We start from the raw sequence: 26,493 nt of genomic DNA on the forward strand, positions 1-26,493 counted from the left end.
GCCTTTATGCCGCAGCGAATGCCGCCGTTCGGCGTACAAATTTGCAACAAGAATACACATGGGAGAGTTATTCATGCGCACTGTGTGCCAATCGTCGTCGCGTCGCAGAGCGACCCTGTCCCTCGGCGCCTCGCTGGTCGCCCTGGCAATCCCCGGTATCGCCCACGCGCAAACCGCCCCTGCCCAGGAGACCGAGGCCGAGCGCGCGAGCGTGGAGGACGATACGGCCGTCGATGAGGGCAATACCGTCATCATCGTGACCGCGCAGGGCCGCCAGCAACCCCTGGCCGATGTGCCGGTCGCCGTCTCCGCCGTCTCCGGCGAACTGCTCGAGAAAACGGGTGCCAGCGATATCCGCGAACTGAACGCGGTGGCACCTTCCCTGCTCGTCAGTTCGACGGGCAACGAAGCGAACGGTTCTGCCCGCATTCGCGGCATCGGCACGGTCGGCGACAATCCCGGCCTGGAAAGCTCCGTCGCGGTGTTCGTGGACGGCGTCTATCGCTCGCGGTCCGGCAATGCGTTGAGCGAACTCGGCCCCATCGACCGGATCGAAATTCTGCGCGGACCGCAGGGTACGCTGGGCGGGCGCAATTCCTCCGCCGGCCTCATCAGCATCTACACCGCGCCGCCCGAGTTCAATTTATCGGGCTATGGCAACTTCACCTACGGCAATTACGACACCTATCGTATCGAGGGCGGCGTCAACGCGCCCCTGAGCCAGACGCTCGCCGCGCGCGTGGACGGCGTCTATATGAAGCGCGACGGTTTCTACCACGACGTGCTGAACGATACCGACGTGAACAATCGCGACCGCTACCTCGTGCGCGGCCAGTTGCTGTTCGAGCCCAACTCCGACCTCTCGGTCCGGATCGTCGGGGATTACTCGAAGAAGAACGAAGCGTGCTGCGCCGCGACCTTCGTACAGCCCGATTTCGCGCCACTCGCGCGGACCAGCCCCGGCTTCGATCAGTTCAATCGGCCGACCGCCGCCGGGACCGCCCTGACCGGGAGCGGGAACCCCATCATCCCCGTCATCCTCGCGCTGGGCCAGGACCCGCGCGCGCTGACGCAGGATACGTTCGATCGGGATATTTATGTCACTCCGGGTCGCAGCTTCGAAGGCGAAACGAAGGATTACGGCGTTTCGGCAGAGATCAATTACGAACTTGGAAGCGTCTCGCTGACTTCGATCACGGCTTATCGTGAGTATTCGAACTTCCAGGGATCGGATACCGACTATACCTCGCTCGATCTGCTGTATCGTGCGTCCGGACCCGACGCTCTTGCGCGGGAATTCAAGACCTTCAGCCAGGAACTGCGCCTGCAAGGCTCGCTGTTCGAGGACCGGCTGGACTGGCTCGTCGGCGGATACTTCGCCAACGAAGACCTGACGGTGCGCGACAATCTGCGGTTCGGCGATGATTATGGCCGCTTTGCCACCTGCCGCGTGGTCGGCACCTCGCTCGCGCCGCTGGTTGCCGGCACGCCGCTGGCGAACATTTTCTCGCCGGGTTCGACCGGGTGTATCAATCCGGCGCTGGCGCCGATCCTTCAGGCACCCGCCTTCTCGCCCTTCAACGACCCCACCGTTCCCGCCCGGAACGAAGGCGCGCTGATCGTGGCCGGGTTCAACCGCCTCGACACGGTCAACGACGTGGGCGGGGTGCAGGACGTCTACAACCAGAACAGCAAGAACTTCGCGATCTTCACGCACAACATCTTCCATGTGACCGATACCGTCGATCTCACGCTCGGCGCACGCTACACGCACGAGAAGAAGCAATTCGACGCGACGTTCCAGAACGACAATACGATCTGCCCCACGCAGCGCGCCGAACTACTGTCTCTCACGCAGAGCGCGAACCCGCTCACTCGCGCCATCGCCGGGGGCCTCATCACGCTGGCGTGCCAGGGCAATTCCACAGCGGAGTTGAACGGTCTCAATCCCAACGACACCCGCAAGGAGAACGAGGTCACCGGTACCGCCATCCTCAGCTGGAAGCCGACCGACGACCTGCTGGTCTACGGCAGCTATTCCCGCGGCTACAAGGCAGGGGGCTTCAACCTCGACCGTTCGGCGCTAACCGGCACTTCCGCCACCGGCATCGTGCTAGGCCCGCTCCTTGCCGGCAGTGTCGACAATCTCCAGTTCGACCAGGAGACGGTCGACGCGTTCGAAGTGGGCATGAAGTACGCGACCAGAAGCTTCAGCCTCAGCCTCGCGGGCTTCTATCAGGAGTTCTCCAACTTCCAGCTCAACACCTTCAACGGTTCGGTCTTCCTGGTCCAGAACATCAACGGGTGCGACGCCGATCTGGGCGCGGCCGACAGCGATGCTGACGCGGCCACAGGCACCTGCTCGGCCGACGATGTCGCACCGGGCGTGGTCGCCAAGGGTTTCGAACTGGAAGCGTCGCTGAACCCGATCCGGGATGTCGGTCTGAACATGGGTCTGACCTATTCCGACACCCGCTATAAGGACGATCTGATCGGCAGCGATACCGGAGTCCCGCTCGACCCGGCGCTTCGCCTGCTGCCGGGCGACCAGCTTTCCAACGCTCCCCTGATCACCGCGACGTCCTCGTTCAGCTGGACTCCACCGATCGGAACCAGCGGGATGCGTGGCCTGGTCTTCGTGAATGCCCGCATGGTCGGCGACTACAACACCGGTTCCGACCTTCTCTATGGCAAGGAGCAGGACGGTTACACCGTGGTGAACGCGCGCGTCGGCCTGACCGACATCGCCGATCGGTTCTCGGTCGAGCTGTGGGCCCAGAACCTGTTCGACACGGACTACACGCAGGTGGCCTTCAACACGCCTTTCATCGCGCCGCAGCAAACCTATTCCGCCTATCTGGCAGAGCCGCGGACCTACGGCGTGACCCTTCGCGGTAAATTCTAACGCGGAGACGCGCAGGCTTGCAGTGCTCGAAAGGGGTCGTCGTCCACGCGGACGGCGGCCCCTTTCCTTTGGACGACGTTTGGTGCCGTCTGGTCTGCGCGCCGAGACCGGTTTTAATCCTCGTTAACCGAGTTCGCGTACCCCTGCTCACGGAGAACGAGGACCCGAGGCCGAGGCATGCGCAATCCCGACAGGGCACAATTCGACGCGGCGATGAAGGCGCCCCAGGTTCGAGCGACCTCGGCGCTTCTCTGGCTGCGCGATGTCACGGCGCTGGCCGCCTGCTATTTCTTCGCGGGGTATGTCGGACTGCAAATGGCTGTGCCCCCGGGATACGCGACCATCATATGGCCCGCGTCCGGTGTCGCTCTGAGCGCATTGATGCTTCGAAACAGGGCCATCTGGCCTGGAATCTGGCTCGGCTCCGCATCGATCAACCTCATGAACGGGCTGGAAGGCAGCGCCGATCCGGACCAGCTCTGGGGGGCAGTCGGCATTGCCGCAGTCATCGCCACGGGCGCAGTAATGCAGGCACTGGCGGGTCTGCTCACAACCCGATGGTTCCAGACCGGCATTGATGTAACCCGTCCGCGCGAACTGCCGTGTTTCGCGCTGATGGTAGTAGTGCTTCCCTGCTTCATCGCACCGACAATCGGGGTGGGAACCTTGCTCTTCACGGGGGCCGCCCAGCCCGAAATGGTACTGGAAAACTGGCTGACCTGGGCCGGGGGCGATGTACTGGGCGTCGCCTTCGTGCTGCCGATCCTCCTTTTGTCGCGATTTTCGCCGATCCCCGTTCTGTGGCGCGGCAAGGTGGTGCGCGGCACCAGTTCCACCATCGCGATCTGCCTGTCGCTGACGTTGCTCCTGACCTTCTATGCCTGGCGCTACGCCGCCGAGCGGGAGTACGAACAGTCGACCGCCAGCTTCCTCGCCCTGGCCACCGATACGGAGCAGGCGCTGCAATACCGCCTCCAGACATACAATCGCGCGCTCGATGGCGGGGCCGCCTTTGCCGCTATCGAGGGCGGAATCTCTCCCGCCAAATGGAAGGGCTATGTCGATCGGCTAGACCTCGATCGCGCTTATCCGGGCATGCGCGGGCTGGGCATCTTCCGGGAAGTAAGCGGCGCGGAATTGCCCGCCTATCGCCGCGAATTCTATCGCGAATACGGGGAACGCTTCGCAGTCCATCCCGACGTACCGGGGGACAAGCATTTCATCATCGACCGGATCGAACCTCTCCAGGACAATCTCGTGGCGCTCGGCCTCGATCTCGCATTCGAGGAGGGCCGCCAGGAGGCGGTCGAGCGCTCCGCGCGCACGGGTCGCATCGCGATGACCCAACCGCTCGCGCTGGTGCAAAACGGCGGTGGCGGTTTCCTCCTCATGGAACCCATAGTGGAAACAGCCGATACGGGCGCGCGCCGGTGGATCTACGCTCCGCTCGTCGCGGCGGAATTTCTCGCCAGGCTGACCCCGCGACAGGGCCAGGATTTTTCACTGGAGGTCTATAGCGGGCGCGACATCGACCCCGATCGCCTGATGTTCGCGAACTCGGCTTCTCCATCGCGCGAGGCACGCTTCGAGCTTACCAGGACCATCCAACTGGCCGGCCAGCCGATGACCTTGCGCTGGCGGAGCCTGCCCCCGTTCGATCGCCGGGTCGTGTCGGAAGAGCCGCTGCTCGTCCTCCTGAGCGGCTTCGTCGTCACCGTCATGCTCGGCATCCTCCTCATCGCGTTTTCCCGGCGCGAGGCGCTGGTCGTGAGGAAGGTGGACGAAGCGACCGCCGAACTGGAAGAGCGCAACCGCATGCTGAACCTGTCGGAGGCGACCGCCCATGTCGGCCACTGGCATCTCGATCTGGCGGAGCAAGCGATTCAGTGGTCCGACGAAGTCTTCCGACTGCATGGTCTTTCGCCGGGCCAACCTCCACCGCTTGGGGAAGCAATCGACTTCTATCACCCCGATGACCGGAAGATTGTAACCGACTCCCTGGACGAGGCTATCGCGACGGGTGAATCCTATCGCTTCACCGCGCGCCTGGTTCATCGCGATGGCCAGTTGCGCCATGTCGAGGTCATCGGACATGTCGACCGGAATGAAGACGCAGTGGCGACGGCCGTGTTCGGCGTGATCATCGATCGCACCGAGGATGTGACGATGCGCGAATATCTGACCCAGGCCCGCGACGAGGCGCGCGCTGCTGACAATGCGAAGAGCAGCTTTCTCGCCAATATGAGCCACGAAATCCGTACCCCGATGAACGGTGTCATCGGCTTCACCGATCTCGCGCTGAGCGAGGAAGACGATCCCGATCAGCGACGGCGCCTGCAGATGATCGCGGAATCGAGCAACGCCATGCTGCGCCTCCTCAACGACCTGCTTGACTTCGCGAAGATCGAGGCCAGCCAGATGACGGTTTCGAACGAACCGACCGATCTGCGGCATACGCTGCGCAGCTGCGTGCGGCTGATGGAGCCGGTGGCGCAGCGCAATGGCGTGGCGTTGAAGCTGAGGATCGACGAAACGCTGCCGCCGCGCGTATCAGTCGATAAGATGCGGTTGCGCCAGATCGTGCTCAACCTGCTCGGCAATGCGCTCAAATTCACCGAGAAAGGTAGCATCGGACTGCAGCTGACGATCGATCGAGGCAAGTCCGATGCGGCCCCGCGCATGGCGATCGCGGTGAAGGATACCGGCATCGGGATACCCGAGGATCGGCTCGGCCAGATATTCGAGAAGTTCACCCAGGCCGACGAAACGACCGCCCGCAAGTTCGGCGGCACGGGCCTGGGCCTGCCGATCAGCGCGCAGCTGGCCGAACTGATGGGCGGCAAGTTGCGAGTGGAAAGCGAAGAGGGCGTAGGCTCCTGCTTCACCCTCACCCTGCCACTGCGAGAATGCGCGGCCCCAACCACCGATGCCGAGGCGGAGGAGCCCGTCGAACGCAACGAGGGCACACCCGCGTCCGGTCTGCGCATCCTGGTGGCGGAGGACAATCCGGTGAACCAGGAGCTTACACTGGGTATGGTGGCGCAGGCCGGGCATCAGTGCGACCTCGCGGGCAACGGGTGCCAGGCGGTGGACATGGCGGTGGCAGCCGCGCGGGACGGCGCCCCCTACGACATGGTTCTGATGGACGTGCAGATGCCGGTGCTGGATGGCCTCGGCGCATCGATCGCCATTCGCGAGGCCGGTTTGAGCGCGGCGACCCTGCCGATCATCGCGGTGACGGCAAACGCCTATGCCGACGACATCCGGCAATGCCGCGCGGCGGGGATGCAGGCGCATCTGGCGAAGCCGCTGCGCGTGAAGGATCTGCGCCAGACCATTTGCCGCTGGTCGCCCCGCTCGCCCGACCGCCCTGCCCCTGCGGAACCGGCTATCGAGGAAGAGACCAACCCACGCCTGCAGCGCATGTTCGCCGATCGAAAAGCAGCGACGATCGCGGCAATCGAGGCCGCTTTGAAAAGCGGCGAGGTCGAAGACGAAGCGAAAACCGAAATCGCCGGGCTGCTCCACCAGATCGCAGGCGTCGCGGGATATTTCGGCCAGAGCGATTTGGGCGAGCGATGCCGCACGTTCGAGCGTGAGCTTCTGGCGAGTTCGGACCCCTCGGCAACGCGCGAACTGCTGGCCGCGATCGGCGAACAACTGGGCCGGGAACCGGTCGAACCATCATGATCGTCTTCAACAGATATTAAACCTATTCGCCCAATTCTTAAGGCAAAATTGGAGCGAACAATGGCTAGAATCCTCATTGCCGACGACGACCCGATCCTGGTTGAGTTGGTACGGTTCCGCCTCGAAGGGGGCGGACACAAGGTGATCGTCGCCGAGAACGGCGAACAGGCGCTGGAGAAGATCGAAGCGGAAATGCCGGATCTGGTGGTGCTGGATTCGATGATGCCAATCGTCTCCGGACCCGAAGTGCTGAGCACGATCAAGGCCGACCCCGAAACGCGAGCCATCCCCGTTCTGATGCTCACTGCGCGCAAGGGCGAAAACGACATCGTCAACGCGATCAAATCGGGTGCCGCCGAATACCTCACCAAGCCGTTCATCCCGCAGGAGCTTCTCGTGCGTATCGAAATGATCCTCGGCCCGAACGCATGACGGCATTCCGCCGTGTCTTGTTCTGGTGGCTGCTTGCCGTCGCAGCGCCGCTCGCCGCGCAAACGCCGGAAATGCCGCGCACCGAGCGGATCGAGCAGGCGGACCGCGCGCGCGCCGAGGGTAATTTCGAACAGGCGCGGGCCATTCTTTCCGCCCTGCTCGCCGATGCGCCGGACGATGCCGGCTTGCTGCGCCGGCTTGCAGTTGTCCAAGCGGCGGATAACGATCTCGATGCGGCCCAGGCGACTATCGACCGCGCCCTGCGCCTCGCGCCCGACGACCTCGATATCCAGCTGGCGCGCGGAAACATCCTGTCGTGGCGCGGCCAGACGCACCAGGCGCGCGCACAGGCAGCGGCAATGGTCGCCGTCGCGCCTGACTATCCCGAGCTGGACCAGCTCCAGGCGCGCCTGATGCGTGCCGAAGCTGGCGATCGGCCACGCATCGTTGCGCTCAGCGTGGTCACCGGGTTCTCCGATATCTCGTTCGACAATCGCGACGGACAGACCTGGTATTCGCAAAGCGTGGCCGCAGGCGCGCGGTTGAGCGACGACCTTTCGGCAGCGCTGGCGGTGGAACGGGAAAAGCGGGCGAGTACGGACACGCGTTTGTCCGCTCGCATCGATCGCCGTATCGACCAAGGCTTCATTTACCTGTCGGGCAGTGTCGTCCCGAACGCGGATTTCCGCGAGAGCTGGAGCATGGGTGCCGGTGGCGAATATGCGCTTGGCGGGCGCGCGACCGCCCTGCTCGATCTGCGCTATGCCGATTACGGCACCGGCGGCGTGTTCGTTGCTCAGCCGGGCATACGGCTGTCGCTGGCTCGCGATGTCGCCCTCTCGGCGCGTGCCATTAATCTGTTCGGCGGTGGCAACGACTACCGCCTCGGCGGGGCGTTGCAGCTAGATTATCGGCCGGAAGGCCGTATGGGCGTGTTCGCCAGCGCCGCAAGCTATCCCGATGTCGAGGCGGACCAGGTGCGGCAATTGCGCAGCGGAGCGCTCGGCGTGGTGGTTCCGCTGAACACAGGCCTGACGCTGACCGCGATCGGTGCCTACGACGACCGGAAGGACAGCTATCGCCGCTTGTCCGCCAATCTGGTTCTCGGCTTTCGCTTCGGTGACCGATGAATATCTATCAAACCGTCATCATCGGTTCGACCGCGCTGGCCGGGGCGGTGATCGCCATATTCCTGCTGCTCCTGCTGCGCCGCCATCTGGCGGAGCTTTCGGAGAAGAAGAACCGGCATGTCGAGGCGGCGGTGACGCGCAGCTATCTGCGCCGCGTCGCTGGCTACGCCGAGGAGGGCGAGCACAGCGGGTGGACCCACACGCGTCGAATGGCCGCCGTGGCGCATGTCCAGGCTTTGCTGCGTGGGGGCGAACGCGCTCGGCTGATGGAAATGGCGGAACTCGACGGATTGCTCGCCGTCACTCTGCGCCGGTCGCATAGCTGGCGCCGCGCGGAACGCATCAACGCGATCCGGCTGCTCCAGCGGTTCGGCAGCGAGGCGTGCATCGCGCGGATCCGGGCATTGATGGCGCGCGACCGTAGCCAGCGGGTCCGGATGGAAGCCGCCTTCGCGCTGGCGGCGATGCATGCCCTGCCCCCTCCGCGCGAGATCATGCGTCTGCTGAGGATGCCGGCCCGCCGTCCCTCGCGGCTCGATGTCGCGCTGCTGCGCACGAGCTCACCCCAATACAGCGAACAGCTGGTCCTGCTGCTCGACGACGATCTGTCTGGCGAATGGCGCGCGGAGCTGATCGACGCGCTTGGCTGGAGCGGAAACATGGAAGTGATCGGGTTGCTGAAGCACGCAGCGCGCTATCACGATCCGGAGATCCGCTGCGCCGCGCTGCGAGCTGCGGCAAAACTCGGCCACCCCAGTGCGCGATCCTGGGTCTTGCGTGCGCTCGACGACGAGGTGACCTCGGTCAGGGTCCAGGCCGTGAACGCCTGCGCCGCGCTGGGCTTGCGCGAAGCGAGCGACAAGCTGCGCGAGATGCGCGCCGATCCCCAGCTCTGGGTTCGCCTGCGCGCCGAACTCGCTTTGGAAAGGCTCACGGTCTCGCGCGACAAAGTGCCTACGGCGGGTGCCGCGGCGGAAAGGGACGCAGCATGAGCTGGACCGACCTTCTGAACGCGGTCGCACAGGTCATCATATGGCTGGCCTTCGGCTGTTTCATCGTGGTCGCGGTGCGCAACGTTATCAGCCTGATACAGCTCGGGATCGCCTGGTGGGTTTTCGCCACGCGCATTGAACCGAGCGAGGGCGCGCGGGAACTGTGGGAACGCTACGCCGACCTTGCGCTGCCGATCACGGTGATCGCCCCGGCGTTCAACGAGGAACTGTCCATCGTTCAAAGCACGAAGGCGCTGCTGGCCCTGGAATACCCCGATCACGAAGTGATCGTGGTCAACGATGGATCGGGCGACGATACGCTGGGTACACTGCTGCGATCCTTCGACATGGAGGAGTGCGAGCGGACCCAGATCGCGCAGTTGCAGCAGACGAAAATTCACAAGACCTACCGCTCGAAGAAATATGCCAACCTGCTGGTGGTCGACAAGGAGAACGGACGCAAGGCGGATGCCGCGAATGCGGGCATCGGCTTCGCCCGCACGCCGCTGGTATGCGTGATCGACGCGGATTCGATCATCGAGCCCGACGGGCTGCTGCGCGCGGCCGAACCATTCATGCACGACGATGGGCGACTGGTCGCGGTCGGTGGTGCTATCCGGATCGTCAACGGTTGTACGGTCAAGGGCGGATCGCTGCAGCAAATCGGCGTGGCGAAGGGGCTGCTCCCGCGCTTCCAGGTGGTCGAATATCTCCGCGCTTTCCTCACCGCCCGCGTCGCCAACGCTCATACCAACACCCTGATGCTCATTTCCGGCGCGTTCGGGCTGTTCCGTCGTTCCACCCTGGTGGAGATGGGCGGTTATCGTCACGATACCGTTGGCGAGGATCTGGAACTGGTGGTTCGCCTCCATCGCCATATGCGGGAGAAAAAGCGCCCCTACGGGATCGCGTTCGTGCCCGATATCGTATGCTGGACCGAGGCACCCGCCGAGCTGTCCGGATTGCAGAACCAGCGAGCGCGCTGGCAGCAGGGCGCGCTGGAGACCCTGCAACGCCACCGCCGCATGATCCTCAACCCAGGCTACGGCAGGGTCGGCATACTCGCCATGCCGCACATCGTGCTGGAAGACATCATCGGCCCGCCGGCCGAACTGGTGGGCTATCTGATAGTGCCGATCGCAGCGCTCTTGGGGCTGCTCGACCCGGTGATGGCGGTCGCCTATTTCTTCGTTTCGGTGGTGTTCGGTTGCGGCCTTAGCGTGGGCACCCTCGCGCTGGAGGAAAACCAGCTGCGCCGCACGCCCAATGCGCGCGACCTGTATCGCATCGGGCAGGCAGCCGTGCTCGAGAATTTCGGCTATCGCCAGATGAACCTGTGGTACCGGCTGCGCGGCATCCAACGCTTCTTCCGGAACGACACCACCTGGGCCGCCGTGCCCCGCGTGGGCTTCAACCGGGGGTGAGCGACGACGTCGGCCTGCTCTCCCGTTGTGAGCTGTAGGGTGTCTCGCCCTTCAAGATTTCGCCTCGCGTAACTTCGCCAGTCGTGCCCGGCTTCTCGAACTGCTTTCGAATCTAGTAAATATCTCCTTGCAAAGTCGCGCACCTTGGTCAGTATCGCGTGACGGCAGAGGTGGGGGTCGGGTTGTTTCATTTTAAAGGGTTAGGGGCAGGCGCCCTGGCGCTTGCGCTCGCGGCGTGCAGCACGTCCGGCCAGCTTGCCACCCCGGACGCCGGTATCGCTGTGCCCGAACGGTGGAGCGATCCTGCGCCTTCGGTCGCTCTCGACCCGGTATCCTACTGGACGGCGCTGGACGATCCGCTGCTCGACCGCTTCGTCGCCTTGGCGCTGGAGAACAATCGCGACCTTGCGCAGGCCGCGTCGCGCGTCGCGATCGCGCGCGCCGGAGTGCGGGCGAGCCGCGCCAGCTACTTGCCCCAGATCAGCGGCACGGCAGGAGTGCAGCGCGATTTCGGCTCTTTCGTCGATACCGATCCCCAGTTCTCGGTCGGCGCCGACGCCCAATGGGAGATCGACCTGTTCGGGCGCATTTCCAACGACGTGGCCGCCTCGCGGGCGGAACTGGCCGCGGCGGGATACGGATTGGCCGACCTGCAACGCCTGATTGTGGGCCAGGTCGCGCAGACCACGATATCGGCACGCACACTGGCGACGCAATTGGCGATCGCGCGCGAGACTTTGGCGATTCAGGACGACAACCTGCAGATCGCGCAATGGCGGCTTCAGGCGGGGCTGGTTTCCAGTCTCGATGTCGAACAGGCGCGCGCGCAACGGGCACAGACGGCGGCGTCAATCCCGGCGCTGGAACGCGATCTCGCCCAGGCCGCGAACACCATCTCGACGCTGCTCGGCGAAGCGCCCGGCCCGGTGCGGGCAGAGCTCGAGGAAGCCGCCCCTACCATACCGCAACCGCCGGGCTCGGTCGGCCTGGCCCTACCCGCCGAAGTCTTGCGCCAGCGCCCGGACGTGCGGCAAGCGGAGGCGTTCCTGCTTGCCGACACCGCGCGCATCGACATCGCGCGCGCGCAATTGCTCCCCCTCGTTCGCCTGAGCGGGAATGTAGGCTCCGGTTCCTTCGGCCTTTCCGCCCTGTTCGATACCATCACCGGCAGCCTGTTTGCGGGCGTAAGCCAGCTGATCTTCGACGGCGGCCGGACCAGGGCGCAGATCGACAGTGCGCGCGCCGTCGCGGCGGGATCGCTCGCCGCCTGGCAGCAAACCATCCTGCAGGCCCTGACCGATGTCGAGAACGCCAATATCGCGCTCTCCAAGGCGCGGCAGCGGGTCGCTGAGCTTGCCACCGCGCGCGACGCGGCGGGCAATGCCGCCATCCTGGCCCGTAGCCAGTACCAGGCCGGGCTGATCGACTTCCAGACCTTGCTGACGGCGGAAAGCCAGTTGTTGAGCGCGCGCAATGCGCTCGCCGCCGCCGAGGCGGAGCGGGCCAATGCGTTCGTCGCGCTCGAACAGGCAGCGGGCGGCGGCTGGGACCCGACGCGACCGATCGAACAGACTACTTCTATAGGCGAGGACACACAGCCGTGAGCGAGGCCACCACCGACCGCAGCGCCGGTTCGATCGACGACTTCCTGGGCACCAAGCCGCGGCCACGCTGGCGGCGCTGGATGAAATTCTGGCTGCCGGGCGTGATCGTGCTGGCACTCGTCCTCGCCGTCGCGACCTGCTCGCGCGGGAGCGACACGCCGAACTACATTACCGAACCGGTGGTCGATCGCTCACTCGACCTTACCGTGACCGCCACGGGCAATCTGCGTCCCACCAATCAGGTCGAGGTGGGCTCCGAAGTATCCGGGCGGATCGATCGGATATTCGTCGACGTCAACGATCGGGTCACCCGCGGCCAGGTACTGGCGCAGATCAACACCGACGTGATCGACGATCAGATCGCGCAGGCCCGTGCCAACCTCAACGCCGCGACCGCGCAAGTGACGCAGGCCCGGGCGACGCTGAATGTCGACACCGCCCAACTTGCGCGGTTGCAGAACGTCTACAAGATTTCGGGTGGCAAGGTTCCGTCGAAGGTCGAGCTCGAGCAGGCGGAAGCGTCGGTCGCGCGCGATCGCGCCGCCGTTGCCGCGGCGACGGCCAATGTGCAGGCGACGCAGGCGCAGCTCTCTACCGCTCAGACCAACCGCGGCCGGGCGGTCATTCGCTCCCCCGTCTCCGGCGTCGTCCTGGCGCGACAGGTCGAGCCGGGACAGACCGTCGCGGCCAGTTTCAGCACGCCGACGCTTTTCATCATCGCCGAGGACCTTTCCGCCATGCAGCTGCGCGTCAATATCGACGAGGCCGATGTCGGGCAGGTGCGCGAAGGGCAGAAAGCCACGTTCACCGTCGACGCCTATCCCGGCCGACGCTTTCCCGCCCGTGTGGAGCGCGTGGATCAGGCCTCGACCAATACCGCAGCCACCGCCAGCCAGCAGGCGAGTGCCGCGGGTGCGGCGTCCTCGGTGGTCGATTACGAGGCGCGCTTGTCGGTCGACAACCCGAACGGGCTGCTGCGCCCCGGCATGACCGCGACCGCCACCATCGCCACCGAGAGCACCGGCAAGCGGATGCTCGTGCCCAACGCGGCCCTGCGGTTCCAGCCGGATGCTCAGGAGAAGCAGGGCGGCGGCGTTCTCAACCCGGAAATCGGCCTGACCGAGGCAGATCAGCAGGCCTCGATCGGGATCGGAAGCCGCCAGCGCGTCTACGTGGCGCAAGCGGACGGTACGTTAAAGCCGATCGAAGTCGTTACCGGCCAGAGCGATGGCAGACTGACAGTGGTGACTTCGAAGGAACTGAAGCCCGGAATGAAGGTCGTGACGGGGAAGAAGGCCGAAGGTCAGTGAGCGACAGCCCTACCCCGGAAGACCAGGCGCTGATCGAGCTGCAAGGCATTACGAAGACCTTCGGAACCGGTGAAGCCGCATTCCAGGCGTTGAAGGGCATCGACCTGTCGATCGACCGCGGCGACTTCGTCGCGGTCATGGGCCCCTCGGGGTCGGGCAAGTCCACGACCATGAACATCCTCGGTTGCCTCGACATACCGACCAGCGGCGTTTTCCGCTTCCGCGGGGTCGAGGTCCAGGCGCTCACCCGCGACCAGCGCAGCCTGCTGCGGCGGCGCTATCTCGGTTTCGTCTTCCAGGGGTTCAACCTTCTGGCCCGGACTACGGCGATCGAAAATGTGGAGCTTCCGCTGCTCTATCGCGGGGAAAAGCGTGCGGTTCGCCGGGAAGCTGCGCTGCATGCCCTGGATCAGGTCGGCCTCGTTCCATGGGCGGACCACACTCCGGCCGAGCTTTCGGGCGGACAGCAACAGCGGGTGGCGATCGCCCGGGCGCTGGTGACCGAACCCGATGTGCTGCTTGCGGACGAGCCGACCGGAAACCTCGATACCGAGCGTTCGATCGAAATCATGGAACTGCTCACCCGCCTCAACGCCGCGGGGATCACCATCCTGTTGGTCACGCACGAACCCGAAATGGCGGAATATGCGCGGACCATCGTCCATTTCCGCGATGGCCTGGTCGAGCGGATCGACCGCAATCACCGCCCGCAACCCATGGAGCACGCCTGATGCTCGGCATGTTCGGCGCCACTCTGCTCCTCGCCTTCCGCGAGATCCGCCGCCATCTTCTGCGCTCGTTTTTGACGACGCTCGGCATCATCATCGGCGTCGCGGCGGTGATTACCATGGTCACCCTGGGCAAGGGCGTGACGGCATCGGTCCAGGACCAGATTTCCTCGCTCGGCTCCAACGTATTCATCGTATTTCCCACGAAGGGCGACCGGGACGCGCCGCGGCCTTTCAAGCAGCAGGATGTCGACGCGGTCGCCCGCCAGATCGGCGGCGTTCGGGAGGCGGCAGGCAGCGTTTCGACCAATGCCACCGCGATCCACAACGGGCAGGACTGGGCCACCACCGTCCAGGGCGTGGACAACGATTTCCTGCGTGCGCAATCGATCGACGTCACCGAGGGGCGCATGTTCACGAACGAGGAGATGGCGTCCGGCAAGGATGTCTGCCTGATCGGGGCCAAAGTGCTCGGTGCGATCTTCGTGGAGGGTACCAGTCCCCTGGGCGAAGAGATGCGCGTCAACCAAGTCTCGTGCACGGTCGTGGGCGTGCTGAAGGAACGCGGCGAAGGGGGCGGTCCCAACCAGGATCAGGACAATACGGTCATGATGCCGCTGAAAACGGTGCAGCGACGCTTCACCGGTAGCAACGACCTGCATTATTTCGTCGTGAAGTACGACGCGGCCTATTCCAGCGCTTCGATCCAGGATTCGCTGATCGCGCTGCTGCGCGAACGTCGCCTGCTGCAGGAGGGTGCGAACAACGATTTCAACATCATCGACACCGCTCAGGTCAATGAAGCTGTCGGCAGCGCCACCGGCGCGCTGACCGCGATGGTGGCCGTGATCGCTGGGATCAGCCTGCTGGTGGGCGGGATCGGCATCATGAACATCATGCTGGTGTCGGTGACCGAGCGAACCCGGGAGATCGGCATCCGGCTCGCCATCGGCGCTCTATCGCGCGAGGTGCGGATGCAGTTTCTGACCGAGGCGGTGGTGCTCTGCTGTTTCGGAGGGCTCGTCGGGATCGGCCTCGCGCTTCTGCTATCGTGGAGTCTTTCCGGCGTGATCGACGTACCGTTCGTCTTCGATCCGGTTATCAATGTCGCAAGCTTTCTCTTCTCGGCCTTCATGGGGATCGCATTCGGATACTACCCCGCCGCGCGAGCATCCAAACTCGATCCGATCGATGCCCTGCGGCATGAGTGAAGCGTCGCGTAACCCTAGCTGACGGCAGAAGCGGCTCAGAACCTCCGCCGGCCGACGCCGAACCACAAGGACGTACGTTAGCTACCGTGGGTGGCGTCGAGCTGGTCCCCGAGCGGATCGACCTGCGGTTCGGCCTTGCCCAATTCCGAGAAGTCCATGATCATGTCCGACCCGCTGTCATAGCGGGGCCATTGCGGCAGGTCGTAGCCGTTCGGGTTGCCGGTCTTGGCGAAATCCACGACATAGCTGCTCATCACGTCGGCAATCGCCAGATCCCGATCCGTGGTCTGTGCGCCGTACTTGATCCCCGCCGTGTCGAAGAAGAACGGGATATCGCTCGCGTGCTGCGCGCCCTCGGAGCCGACCGATTGCGCGACATAGGAGAAGCGATACTGCCAGACCGGCACGTCCTGCGCGGCCAGTTCTCCTGCGATACGGTGCGCACCCGCAACCATGGTGCCGGTGGGCCCCCCTATGTCCGCGCTGGTCGCCCCGATCATCACCGGGACATGCGCGAAGTTTCCGCTGCGATAGGCGGCGGCGGGATCGACCGCCAACTTGCCATCGGCGAAGGGGCTGGCGAATGTGCGCGCGTTGCCCGACCGCGCCTGGAACATGGTGGCGAGGTTCAGCCCGTCGGTGACCTGCTCGGCCGAAAGCGCCCGCAGCTTCGCCAGCGCATCGGGATCTTCAGGTGCAATCCCCTTCCCCTGAGCAAAGCGTGTTCCGATGGCTTCGGCAGTTGCGAAATCGCCTTCGCCCATCCCGCCCCCGTCGCCACCCGACATGACGATCGCCTTGTCGAACAGACCCTGCGCCATCGGGGAGGTCACGAGATTATGAACCGACATGCCACCCGCCGATTCGCCCATGATCGTGACGTTTTCGGGATCGCCCCCGAACGCAGCGATATTGCGCTGGACCCAGCGCAAGGCGGCAAGCTGGTCCATATAACCGTAATTGCCCAGCAGCCCTTCGTCCGCGTCGGCAGCAGTGAGCGCGGGGTGTGCGAAGGTGCCGAACCGGCCGACGCGATAATTGAAGCTGACCACCACCGCGCCTTTGCCCGCGAGCGGCGCGCCGGAATAGGTGGGCGGCGAAGATCCGCCATTCACGAAACCGCCACCATAGATCCACACGATCACCGGCAGTTTCACAGGCGCATCGGTCGGTCGCCATATGTTGGCGTAGAGGCAATCCTCGGCCGGCTGCGTTCCCAGCGGGGCCGCATCGCTCGGAAACGGCTTCTGCATGCAGTCGCTGGCGTAGCGCGTAGCATCGCGCACATCGTCCCACGGATCGGCGGGCTGCGGGGCGCGCCACCTGAGCTGCCCGACCGGAGGCGCGGCGAAGGGGATGCCTTTCCAGCTGACGATATCGTCCTCGACCATGCCCCGAACCGCGCCCGTATCGGTGCGCACCAAAGCGACAGCGGCCCCATCCTCCGGGGGCGCAGCGGTAGCGGACGTTGCCGAAAATGCGATGGCCAGAGCGGACAGGCTCGTGAGTATGCGCATGGTCGATCTCCGTTTCGCCGCAGCAATGCCGGTCGACCATTGCAGGATTACGCCCCTCGCACCATCCTTACCGCACCCGTTTCGACCGTATCGAGCATCTGGCCCTCACACAGCCGAGCTGAAACGACGCTGCGAATCCTGCCGGTAGGTATCGAACAACGCTGCGATTGTCCGCGCATAGGGCAGGCCGTCCGGCAGGATGGAGAGCCATCCCTCGTCCACACTGGCGAGGCCGCGTTCGATGAAGGGGGCGAGGCGCGGATGAACCTCCGCCAGCAAGCACGCGCCTATCCGGGCGTGACCGTGACACAGCAGCCGTTCGATGACCGCGCCGCGATAGCGATCCTGAGCGGTGCGCCTGACCCCGTTCGCGGTCGCCAGAGCCCCCTGCGAAACACGCATGCGGTAGCGCCCGGCGTTCTTCTCGTTCTGCACATGAAGATCGGGAAAGGAACTGATCGCGGACGCGCCCAGCCCGATCAGGTTGGGTGCATCGTCGTCGGTGAAACCCTGGAAATTGCGGTGCAGCCCGCCCCCGAGCGCTGCATGGGCCAGCGGGTCGCCTCCGGGCTTCGCGAAATGGTCGAAGCCGACGGGCGTGTAGCCATGCGTGCACAGGTAGGCATAGCCTAGCGAGGCCATCGCGAACCGCTCTTCCTGATCGGGCAGGCGATCGCCGTCGATTACCTTCTGGCGCGGCACGATATGGGGAACATGCGCATAGCCAAACAGCGACACGCGGTCGGCCCCCAGCACGCGTGTGCGGTGCAGCGTGTCGGTCAGATCCTCGCGCGTCTGATCGGGCAGGCCGTACATGAGGTCGAAATTGAGCGAGGTAACGCCGGCATCGCGCAGCTGGTCGACCGTGCGCAGGATCAAATCCTCCCCCTGCACCCGGCCGATCGCCTGCTGGCAATGTGCGGCGAAGGTCTGCACGCCGAGGCTGGCCCGCTCAATCCCGACGGCCTGGATCACCCCGGCCCATTCGTCCGACATGCTGCGCGGATCGAGTTCGATGGAGAAGATGGGGTCGGTCAGACCGAACTGGGCGGTCAGCGCATCGACCAGCCGGGCGAAGTCCATCGGCGAAAGGGCGTTCGGGCTCCCCCCTCCGAAAGACACGCGCCTGACCTGGGTGCCGGACGGCAGCAGGGCCGATACGGTCTGTATCTCGCGATGCAGCGCATCGAGGTAGGCGTGTAGCCGCGCCTGACGACCGGATGTACCCGTGTTGCACCCGCAGTAGAAACAGATCTTCTCGCAGAAGGGGATATGGACGTAGAGCGAGACATCGCCCGACACGGCCTCGATCGCCTTGCGATGATCGGCGGGCTGAAGCGCGCCGAACTCGGCGGCGGTGGGAAAACTGGTGTACCGCGGAACGGGTACCGCCAGCAGGTCTGGATGATAATGCCACATGCGGACGCCTTCGGCCGATCCGACCGCGCCGTCATTGCGTTGGATCAAATTCCTTGCGGTTACAGCCTGCGTGGCATGCCTTGGCCGCGCAATGGCCGGGTATCGCCGGCGGCTTGCCCGGGATCGGGACTTCGATGGTTCTTCTCTCGGTTCCCGAACAGATGGTCACGGACATCGTGTCTCCACTGGCGGGACTGGTGCCGAGCGCGAGTGGCAACAGGGCTGTCAGCGCGAGAAGCAAATTGCCGTTCATTCGTCTCGCTCCTGCCGGTCATCATCGTCGTCGTCGTCGATCAGGATGCGGTTGGCCGCGCCGTCCAGATCCTCGAACTGGCCGTCCCGCATCGCCCAGAAGAACGTGGCGAGGCCGCCCCCGCCCATCAGCAGCGCGATGGGAATGAGATAGGCCAGCACGCTCATCCGATCGACTTGCGCGCAGCGCGGGCCAGCCTCAGCGAGTTTCCGACCACCACCAGCGAGCTTGCCGACATGGCGACCGCCGCGATCAGCGGGGTCACGAGGCCTGCGAGCGCGAGCGGGATGGCGAGCGTGTTGTAAGCGATCGCGAACCCGAAGTTCTGCCGCACGATCCGCATCGTCGCCCGCGCGACACGCACGGCGAGCGCTACGGGCATCAGATTTTCGCCCACGAACACCGCATCCGCCGCCTGCTGGCTCGCATCGCTCGCGGTGCCCGGCGCGATGGATGCATGTGCGGCGGCCAGCGCGGGGCCGTCATTCAACCCGTCGCCCACCATGAGCGGATGGCGACCGGCGCGCTTCAGCGCTTCGAGTGCGGCGAGCTTGCCCGCCGGATCGACCCCGCCCTTCCCCGCAATGCCAAGCTGCGAGCTGGCGCGCGCTACTGCCGCCGGCCCGTCCCCTGACAGGACCGACGCTTCCAGCCCGAGCGTGCCGAAGGCAGCGATGGCTGCTTTGGCGTCGGGCCGCAGACGGTCTGCGAAGGCGATCAGGCGGCTGCGATAGCCGATCCGCAAGGAGACGCTGGGCGTTTCACCGTTTGCGCGATCGGTTTCGGATGGCCGTTCGAGAGCGACCGTCAGGCCCTCGCACCGACCGGTGATGCCCACACCTCCGGTCTCCGCGACACCGTCGATCCGGGCGGGGACGACCCCATGCGCAGCGAGCGACCTTGCCAGGCCCACGCTGAGAGGATGTCGGCTTTCCTGCGCCAGGGCGAGCGCGATAGAGCGCTCGCGCGGATCGAAATCCTCGATATCGGCGCGCAGTTCGCCCAGGCTCAGCGTGCCGGTCTTGTCGAAAATGACGGTGTCGACCTCGGCCAGCCGCTCCAGCGCGCTGCCGTCTTTCACCAGCAGCCCTTTGCGGATCAAAGCGCCGGAGGCGACCACCTGGGCCGCGGGGACCGCTAGCCCCATCGCGCAAGGACAGGTGATGATGAGGACGGCGATCGCAATGACCAGTGACTGGTGCCAGCCCGCTCCCGCGATCATCCAGCCGACGAAGGCAAGCGCCGCCAGCGAATGGACGGCGGGCGCATAAAGGCGCGCCGCGCGATCGGCAATACGGACATAGCGGCTGCGCGACTGGCCCGCTTCGTCCATCAGCCGAGCGATTTCCGCAATGGCCGTATCGCTGCCGGCCGCCGTGATGCGCACCCGGATCGGATCGAGCAGGTTGATGGCACCGGCATGGACCAGATCGCCGCACCCGATCCGTTCGGGATTGCTTTCGCCGGTGAGCATGGAGTTGTCGATCGAGCCCCCGGCGTCTTCCAGCACGCCGTCCGCCGCCAGCGCCTCCCCCGCCGCCACGACCATCAGCATCCCGGGCGCAAGCTGGTCCGCAACGACGCGCACGATTGATCCGTCGGCCTGTACCACCCCGGCTTCGCGCCCCATCCGCCCCAGCAGCGCCCCTATCCCGGCGCGCGTGCGGTTGCGCATCGTGGCGTCGAGCGCGCGGCCCGCCAACAGGAAGAACAGCAGCATCACCGCGCTGTCGAAATAGGCGTGTTGCCCACCGGACAATGTCTCGTACAGGCTCAGACCTGTCGCCAGCAGGATACCGATGGAGATCGGAACGTCCATATTTGTCCGCCGATGGCGTAGCGCCATCGCCGCCGATGCAAAGAACGGTCGGCCCGCATAGACTATGACCGGAAGGGCAATCAGCGCCGAGAGCCAGTGGAACAACTCGCGCGTCGCCCCGCCCGCGCCGGACCACACGCTGACCGACAGCAGCATGATGTTCATCATGCCGAAACCGGCGACGGCCAGCGCTCGCAGGAGCGCCCTGCCCTCGGCATCGTCCTGCGCCAGCGGGTTGGCCTCCACCGGCTGCGCGTCGAAGCCCAGGCGGCGCAGTTCGCCAACGAGCGCGTCCCGCGTCACGGATGGCACATGGTGCACCGCCACGCGCTTGGCCGAGAAATTGACGCGAGCAGCCTCCACCCCTTCGAACCCGGACAGGCCGCGCTCGATCTTGCCGATGCACCCTGCACACTTGATGCCCGGTACGGTTAGGCGCGTGTCGAGCATGCGCTCGCCCGATGCGGGTTCGATGGCGACCGCCGCGTTCATTCGACGTGTTGCTCGCCGACCCAGCGATTGCTGCCCGAAACGATCGTGACGCGGGCGATCCAGCGTCCCGCCGGCATAGGCTGGTCGGAGCGGTAGCGGTCCTTCCCGCTAGCCTGGAAGGTCAGATCGACCTCGTCCTTCTGCCCCAACGGATGCCGCAGATGGGCAGAAACATCGGCGGCTTGCGGCGCGCCAACGGTTTCGATCACCAATCTCCCGTCGTCGCCTCGCCCTATCTCGACCGACCAGCCCAACCGCTCCTGCGCGCGTTCGGCGCTCAGCCAGCCGTTGAAGTTCTGACTCGCAACGTAGGAGTTCTCGACCACCACACCGCCGAAGCCGCGCGTGGCGAGCGCTGCCATGGTGAAATTGACCGCGAAGACCACGGCGAAGCCACCAACAAGGATCATCGCCATGTCGCGCCCGCTGAATTTGCGTCTGGTACGGCCGGTCACGGGGCGTCCTCCGGTGCGGACAGGCGGGTTTTCACGCTGTCGCTTTCGCCCTCCTCGTCCTGCGCGGTGATGCGGAAGGTGAAATCCTGCGCAGGCGTGCCCGGCGGCACGGCGATATAGGCGCGCACGCTGCGCGTCTGGTCGGCGGGGACCGTCACGACCTGCGTGGGCGCGGCATCGGCGCGACCGACCGTGCTAGACCACATCGTGGCATCCCGCAGACCTTCCACCGCGATCTCCATCTGGCGCGGGCGGCTCTGCATGTTGCGCAGGTTGAGCGTGAACGCATTGCGCACCGACCCGTCGCTCATCAGCATGTAGGGCGGGTTGCGGTCGGGCGAGACCGTCAGTTCGGTGCGGCTGCGCGTGCCTAGCGCGAACAGCAGCGCGACCCCGATCCCACCCCAGACGAGGAAATAGACGATCGTTCTCGGGCGAAAGAGGGTGCGCCAGGGCGACCGGGGCGTTTCGCCCTTCGCTTCGCGTTCGCAATCCTCCAGCGTGGCATAATCGATCAGGCCGCGGGGACGGCCGACCTCGGCCATTACCTTGTCGCAGGCATCGATGCACAGCGCGCAGGTGATGCAGCCGATCTGCGGCCCCTCGCGAATGTCGATCCCGGTGGGGCAGACCTGCACGCATTGCATGCAGTCGATACAGTCGCCGAAATGCTCCGGATCGCGGCGCGCCTTCTTCACGCTGCCGCGCGGTTCGCCGCGCCAGTCCTTGTAGGTGACCATCAGCGATTTCTCGTCGAGCATCGCGCTCTGGATACGTGGCCACGGGCACATGTAGATGCACACCTGCTCGCGCATGAAGCCGCCCAGCGTCACCGTGGTCAGCGTCAGGATCGCGACGGTGATATAGGCGACCGGGGCCGCCTCCCCGGCGAAGAACTCCCGAAACAGCGTCGGCGCATCGGCGAAATAGAGGATCCATGCACCGCCCGTGACGAATCCGATCGCAGCGTAGATCGTCCATTTGAAGGCGCGCCGGAGCACCTTGCTCCAGCGCCAGGGCGCAGCATCCAGCCGCGCGCGCGCATTGCGGTCGCCGTCCACGAAACGGTCGATATGCTGGAACAGGTCGGTCCATACGGTCTGCGGGCAGGCATAGCCGCACCAGGCCCGGCCGACCGCGCTGGTGACTAGGAACAGCCCCACCCCGGCCATGATCAACAGACCGGCGACGAAGTAGAATTCGTGCGGCCATATCTCGATCGAGAACATGTAGAAGCGACGGTGGGCGACGTCGACCAGCACCGCCTGGTCGGGTGCGTACGGCCCGCGGTCCCAGCGCAGCCAGGGGGTGACGTAGTAGATGCCGAGCGTCACCAGCATGACGAACCACTTGAAGCGCCTGAACGGCCCGTCGATCCGCTTGTTGTGGACCTGCTTGCGCGGTTCGTAGAGCTTTTCGCGCAAGTGGGCGCGATCGGGCTCGCTCGGTTCGTGCCGCTTCGTGGCGGCGCCCGGCGCGGCGACGGCGCTGCTTACCGGCCGGTTTGTTTTCGCCACGCCCCGCTCGATGACCGCCGATCGCGCTCGGCCATCATGTGGATGCGGTTCTTCAGGGTTGCTCATCGACCTCTACCTCGGGGTCCTTGGCGACCTCTACGAAGTCTTCGCCTCCCCCGAGCGAGTGGACATAGGCTGCCAGCATCTTGATCGTCACCGGATCGAGCCGATCGCCCCAGGCTGGCATCGCCCCCATGCGCGGCTGAAGGACCTGCCTGCGAATGTCCTCCGCGGTGCCCCCACGCAGCCAGATCGCATCGTTGAGGCGCGGCGCACCGACTTCCCGATTGCCCTGGCCTTGGTTGCCGTGACACGCCGCGCAATTGTCGGCGAAAGTCTGCGCGCCCAGGCTGGTCGAGCGCCCCTTGCCGCTGAGCGAGAGCACATGCGACACGAGCGCTTCCAGCTGCTGCGGTTCGAAGGCACCCTCGAACGCGGGCATGACGCTGCTTCGCGTATCGGGATGGCCAGGCTGCCTGATACCGTTGACGATCGTGTATTCGATTGCCTTCAGGTCGCCACCCCACAGCCAGTCGTCGTCGTTCAGATTGGGATAGCCGAGCCGTTGGCTGCCCGCCGCGCCTGAGCCGTGGCATTGGCTGCAGTTGACGGCGAAGGCAGCGCGTCCCCCGGCCACGGCCTGCGCCATCAGCGCGCTGTCATCCGGCAAGCGTTCGATCGGGGTACGGGCCAGTGTGTCGCGCATGCCCTGCTGCGCCACTTGGGCGAGGTCGACCTCCTCGGCCAGCTGGCCCCGGCTCGACCAGCCGAGCAGGCCGGAAGTCGCACGGTCCAGCATCGGCCACGCAGGAAAGGCGATGACGTAGCCGATCGCGAAGATGATGGTGAGATAGAACGTCCACAGCCACCAGCGCGGCAGCGGGGTATCGAGCTCTTCGATACCGTCCCACTCATGCCCGACTGTCTGAGTGCCGGTTGGCTCGTCAATGCGCTTATTCGCCATCGTTCTCATCCTCGAAAATGGATTTCGCGGCGGCGCGGTTGTGCTTGCCGGCACCGGGGCGGAACGGCCAGGCGCACAGGATCAGGAACACCACCACGATCGCGACGAGGGCGTGGCTGTCGGCCAGATGCCGCAGCTGGTCGTACAAGCTCACCGGCCCTTCTCCTGCGCCAGTTCCTCATGCGCTGCGGCGCTCTCGAAATCGACGAGCGTGCCCAGCATCTGCAGATAGGCGACCAGCGCATCCATCTCCGTCAGGCGCGTTGGATCACCATCGAAATCGCGCGCCTGCGCTTTGGGATAGCGGGCGAGAAAATCGGCCATGTCGCCCTCGGCTTCGGGATCGCCTTGCAACATCATGTCGGCCAACGCCTGGCCGATATCGCGATCGGAATAAGGCACGCCGACGCGCCGCAGCGCGGTCAGCATCGCGGCCGGATCGGCGACGTGCAGGTCGGTCTCCGCGAGGAAGCCGTATTGCGGCATAACGCTTTCGGGCACCACGCTTTGCGGGTCGCGCAGGTGCTGGACATGCCATTCGTCGGAATAGCGCCCGCCCACGCGCGCCAGGTCAGGCCCGGTGCGTTTGGAGCCCCACTGGAACGGGTGATCGTACATGCTTTCCGCGGCGAGGCTGTAATGCCCGTAGCGTTCCACCTCGTCGCGGAACGGACGGATCATCTGGCTGTGGCAGCTGTAGCAGCCTTCGCGGATATAGATGTCCCGACCCGCCTGCTCGAGCGGGGTATAGGGCCGCACGCCCTCCACCTTCTCGATCGTGTTGTCGATCCAGAACAGCGGCGCAATCTCCACGATACCGCCGATGGCGACGGTGAAGAACGTGGCGATAGCCAGCAGCGTGATATTGCGTTCCAGGCGCTTGTGGCCTTTCACGGTTTCCTTGACGGCGAGATCGGTCATGCCTGGATGATCCTATTCGGCGGGAACGGCGGCACCGGACGCCGGGCGCGCGGAAGGTGATTGGACAATCGGGCGATCGGCCTGCGGATCGTATGATGCATCGGTCAGGGGCGCTTCGTCGCGCAGGCGACCGGCCAGCGTCATCCAGATGTTGAATGCCATCACCACCGCGCCGGTCAGGTACATCGCCCCACCGAAAGCGCGCATCACGTACATCGGATGCACCGCCGCGACGGTGTCGGCGAAGCTGTTCACCAGATAGCCGTCGGGCCCGTACTCGCGCCACATCAGCCCCTGGGTGATGCCTGCCACCCACATGCTGGCGGCGTAGAAGACGATCCCCAGCGTCGCGAGCCAGAAGTGCCAGTTGACCATGCGCAGGCTGTACAGCCGCTCCCGTCCCCACAGCCGGGGAACCATGAAATAGACGCAGGCGAAGGTGATCAGTCCGTTCCATCCCAGCGCGCCCGAATGCACGTGGCCGATGGTCCAGTCGGTATAGTGCGACAGGCTGTTGACGCTCTTGATGGAGAGCATGGGCCCTTCGAACGTGCTCATGCCGTAGAACGCGAGCGCCATTACCATCATCCGGATGATCGGGTCGGTGCGGACCTTGTCCCACGCGCCGTTGAGCGTCATCAGCCCGTTGATCATCCCGCCCCAGCTGGGCATCCACAGCATGATCGAGAACACCATGCCCAGCGTCTGCGCCCAGTCGGGCAGCGCGGTATAATGCAGGTGATGCGGACCCGCCCAGATATAGAGGAAGATCAGCGACCAGAAGTGGATGATCGACAGGCGATAGCTGTAGACCGGCCGTTCCGCCTGCTTTGGCACGAAGTAGTACATCATGCCCAGGAAGCCCGCGGTGAGGAAGAAACCGACCGCGTTATGGCCGTACCACCATTGCGTCAGCGCATCCTGCACGCCCGAGAAGGCGCTGTAGCTGCGTGATCCCAGGAAGCTGACCGGCACGGCCAGATTGTTGACCACGTGGAGCATCGCCACGGTCACGATGAAGGCGAGGTAGAACCAGTTGGCGACATAGATATGCGGTTCGCTGCGCTTCAGCAGCGTGCCGACGAATACCGCGAGATAGGCCAGCCAGACGACGGTGAGCCACAGGTCGACATACCATTCGGGCTCGGCATATTCCTTCGACTGGGTGACCCCCATCAGATAGCCCGTCGCCGCGAGCACGATGAATAGCTGGTAGCCCCAGAATACGAACCGGGCGAGCGAAGGGAAGGCCAGCTGCGTGCGGCAGGTGCGCTGAACGACGTAGAAGCTCGTCGCCAGGAGCGCGTTGCCGCCGAAGGCGAAGATCACCGCGCTGGTATGCAGCGGGCGCACGCGACCGAAATTGAGATAGGGTTGGAAATTGAGCTGGGGGAAGGAGAGCTGGAGCGCGATGAAGACGCCTACCAGCAGCCCGACGAGGCCCCAGAACATGGTCGCCAGCGTCGCCCAGCGGACCGGGTCGTCGTCATAGCGGGAAGGACCTGCGGGCATCTTGAAGAAACCCTGCGCCCGGCCTAGCGGATCGAAGCGCGCCGCGTTCATCCACATCAGCACGAATGCGACGAGCCCGACGATCGTCGCATGGACGGCGAAACCGCTGTCCGCCGCCGTCGCCGCGACGACCAGCGACAGCAGCATGATCCCGAACCACAGGCCTGCCCGGCCCAGCGCAGCTTCCGCTTGCATTAG

Annotated in this window: 21 protein-coding genes; 10 read left to right on the top strand and 11 right to left on the bottom strand. The window is 65.1% G+C overall.

Annotated features, from left to right (window positions below; genetic code table 11):
• Nucleotides 1-73: 73 nt before the first annotated feature.
• The 10 genes from MKP08_RS12735 to MKP08_RS12780 all read left to right on the top strand — a co-directional run bounded on the left by MKP08_RS12735 (nt 74) and on the right by MKP08_RS12780 (nt 15,426).
• On the top strand, nt 74-2,905 hold the full coding sequence (locus MKP08_RS12735) for a TonB-dependent receptor (protein ID WP_256970098.1): 2,832 nt from the start codon (nt 74-76) through the stop codon (nt 2,903-2,905).
• A 213-nt stretch (nt 2,906-3,118) separates the two neighbouring features.
• On the top strand, nt 3,119-6,595 hold the full coding sequence (locus tag MKP08_RS12740; RefSeq protein WP_255750562.1) for a CHASE domain-containing protein: 3,477 nt from the start codon (nt 3,119-3,121) through the stop codon (nt 6,593-6,595).
• A gap of 60 nt (nt 6,596-6,655) precedes the next feature.
• On the top strand, nt 6,656-7,027 hold the full coding sequence (locus tag MKP08_RS12745; RefSeq protein WP_241554144.1) for a response regulator transcription factor: 372 nt from the start codon (nt 6,656-6,658) through the stop codon (nt 7,025-7,027).
• A complete protein-coding gene (locus MKP08_RS12750; protein ID WP_241554145.1) occupies nt 7,024-8,157 on the top strand; it encodes a YaiO family outer membrane beta-barrel protein in 1,134 nt (377 codons plus the stop codon). Before MKP08_RS12745 ends, MKP08_RS12750 begins: the two co-directional genes overlap by 4 nt.
• Complete coding sequence (locus MKP08_RS12755) at nt 8,154-9,149, top strand: HEAT repeat domain-containing protein (protein ID WP_241554146.1); 996 nt, start codon at nt 8,154-8,156, stop codon at nt 9,147-9,149. Before MKP08_RS12750 ends, MKP08_RS12755 begins: the two co-directional genes overlap by 4 nt.
• Complete coding sequence (locus MKP08_RS12760; RefSeq protein ID WP_241554147.1) at nt 9,146-10,573, top strand: glycosyltransferase family 2 protein; 1,428 nt, start codon at nt 9,146-9,148, stop codon at nt 10,571-10,573. Before MKP08_RS12755 ends, MKP08_RS12760 begins: the two co-directional genes overlap by 4 nt.
• A gap of 182 nt (nt 10,574-10,755) precedes the next feature.
• A complete protein-coding gene (locus tag MKP08_RS12765; RefSeq protein ID WP_241554148.1) occupies nt 10,756-12,177 on the top strand; it encodes an efflux transporter outer membrane subunit in 1,422 nt (473 codons plus the stop codon).
• Nucleotides 12,174-13,487 (top strand): efflux RND transporter periplasmic adaptor subunit, encoded by a 1,314-nt coding sequence (locus MKP08_RS12770; RefSeq protein ID WP_241554149.1) that lies wholly within the window; start codon nt 12,174-12,176, stop codon nt 13,485-13,487. Before MKP08_RS12765 ends, MKP08_RS12770 begins: the two co-directional genes overlap by 4 nt.
• Nucleotides 13,484-14,218, top strand: a complete 735-nt coding sequence (locus MKP08_RS12775; RefSeq protein ID WP_215227782.1) for an ABC transporter ATP-binding protein — start codon at nt 13,484-13,486, stop codon at nt 14,216-14,218. Before MKP08_RS12770 ends, MKP08_RS12775 begins: the two co-directional genes overlap by 4 nt.
• Before the next feature lie 8 nt (nt 14,219-14,226).
• The gene (locus MKP08_RS12780) at nt 14,227-15,426 is read left to right on the top strand and encodes an ABC transporter permease (protein WP_241555608.1); all 1,200 of its coding nucleotides are present in this window, start codon (nt 14,227-14,229) and stop codon (nt 15,424-15,426) included.
• Nucleotides 15,427-15,503: 77 nt separating this feature from the next.
• Here the strand turns inward: MKP08_RS12780 and MKP08_RS12785 are convergent, their stop codons facing one another.
• The 11 genes from MKP08_RS12785 to ccoN all read right to left on the bottom strand — a co-directional run bounded on the left by MKP08_RS12785 (nt 15,504) and on the right by ccoN (nt 26,490).
• The gene (locus tag MKP08_RS12785) at nt 15,504-16,943 is read right to left on the bottom strand and encodes a carboxylesterase/lipase family protein (RefSeq protein WP_241554150.1); all 1,440 of its coding nucleotides are present in this window, start codon (nt 16,941-16,943) and stop codon (nt 15,504-15,506) included.
• 105 nt (nt 16,944-17,048) lie between these two features.
• Nucleotides 17,049-18,362, bottom strand: a complete 1,314-nt coding sequence (gene hemN, locus MKP08_RS12790; protein ID WP_241555609.1) for an oxygen-independent coproporphyrinogen III oxidase — start codon at nt 18,360-18,362, stop codon at nt 17,049-17,051.
• Between the two features lie 31 nt (nt 18,363-18,393).
• Nucleotides 18,394-18,615 (bottom strand): hypothetical protein, encoded by a 222-nt coding sequence (locus MKP08_RS12795; protein WP_241554151.1) that lies wholly within the window; start codon nt 18,613-18,615, stop codon nt 18,394-18,396.
• Nucleotides 18,612-18,782, bottom strand: coding sequence for a cbb3-type cytochrome oxidase assembly protein CcoS (ccoS, locus tag MKP08_RS12800; RefSeq protein WP_215227779.1), 171 nt, complete (start codon nt 18,780-18,782; stop codon nt 18,612-18,614). The genes MKP08_RS12795 and ccoS overlap by 4 nt, the downstream gene beginning before the upstream one ends.
• Nucleotides 18,779-20,926: a heavy metal translocating P-type ATPase gene (locus tag MKP08_RS12805; protein ID WP_241554152.1), complete on the bottom strand. Its 2,148-nt coding sequence runs from the start codon at nt 20,924-20,926 to the stop codon at nt 18,779-18,781. The genes ccoS and MKP08_RS12805 overlap by 4 nt, the downstream gene beginning before the upstream one ends.
• On the bottom strand, nt 20,923-21,381 hold the full coding sequence (locus tag MKP08_RS12810) for a FixH family protein (RefSeq protein WP_241554153.1): 459 nt from the start codon (nt 21,379-21,381) through the stop codon (nt 20,923-20,925). Before MKP08_RS12810 ends, MKP08_RS12805 begins: the two co-directional genes overlap by 4 nt.
• Nucleotides 21,378-22,964: a cytochrome c oxidase accessory protein CcoG gene (gene ccoG / locus MKP08_RS12815; protein WP_241554154.1), complete on the bottom strand. Its 1,587-nt coding sequence runs from the start codon at nt 22,962-22,964 to the stop codon at nt 21,378-21,380. The genes MKP08_RS12810 and ccoG overlap by 4 nt, the downstream gene beginning before the upstream one ends.
• Nucleotides 22,951-23,862, bottom strand: a complete 912-nt coding sequence (gene ccoP, locus MKP08_RS12820; protein WP_241554155.1) for a cytochrome-c oxidase, cbb3-type subunit III — start codon at nt 23,860-23,862, stop codon at nt 22,951-22,953. The genes ccoG and ccoP overlap by 14 nt, the downstream gene beginning before the upstream one ends.
• Nucleotides 23,852-24,016, bottom strand: coding sequence for a cbb3-type cytochrome c oxidase subunit 3 (locus MKP08_RS12825; protein WP_215227774.1), 165 nt, complete (start codon nt 24,014-24,016; stop codon nt 23,852-23,854). Before MKP08_RS12825 ends, ccoP begins: the two co-directional genes overlap by 11 nt.
• Nucleotides 24,013-24,783 (bottom strand): cytochrome-c oxidase, cbb3-type subunit II, encoded by a 771-nt coding sequence (gene ccoO, locus MKP08_RS12830; RefSeq protein WP_241554156.1) that lies wholly within the window; start codon nt 24,781-24,783, stop codon nt 24,013-24,015. Before ccoO ends, MKP08_RS12825 begins: the two co-directional genes overlap by 4 nt.
• Nucleotides 24,784-24,795: 12 nt before the next feature.
• Nucleotides 24,796-26,490, bottom strand: coding sequence for a cytochrome-c oxidase, cbb3-type subunit I (gene ccoN, locus MKP08_RS12835; protein ID WP_241554157.1), 1,695 nt, complete (start codon nt 26,488-26,490; stop codon nt 24,796-24,798).
• Nucleotides 26,491-26,493 lie beyond the last annotated feature (3 nt).

The sequence above is a fragment of the Erythrobacter sp. LQ02-29 genome (genome assembly GCF_022576075.2).
Classification (GTDB): Bacteria; Pseudomonadota; Alphaproteobacteria; order Sphingomonadales; family Sphingomonadaceae; genus Alteriqipengyuania.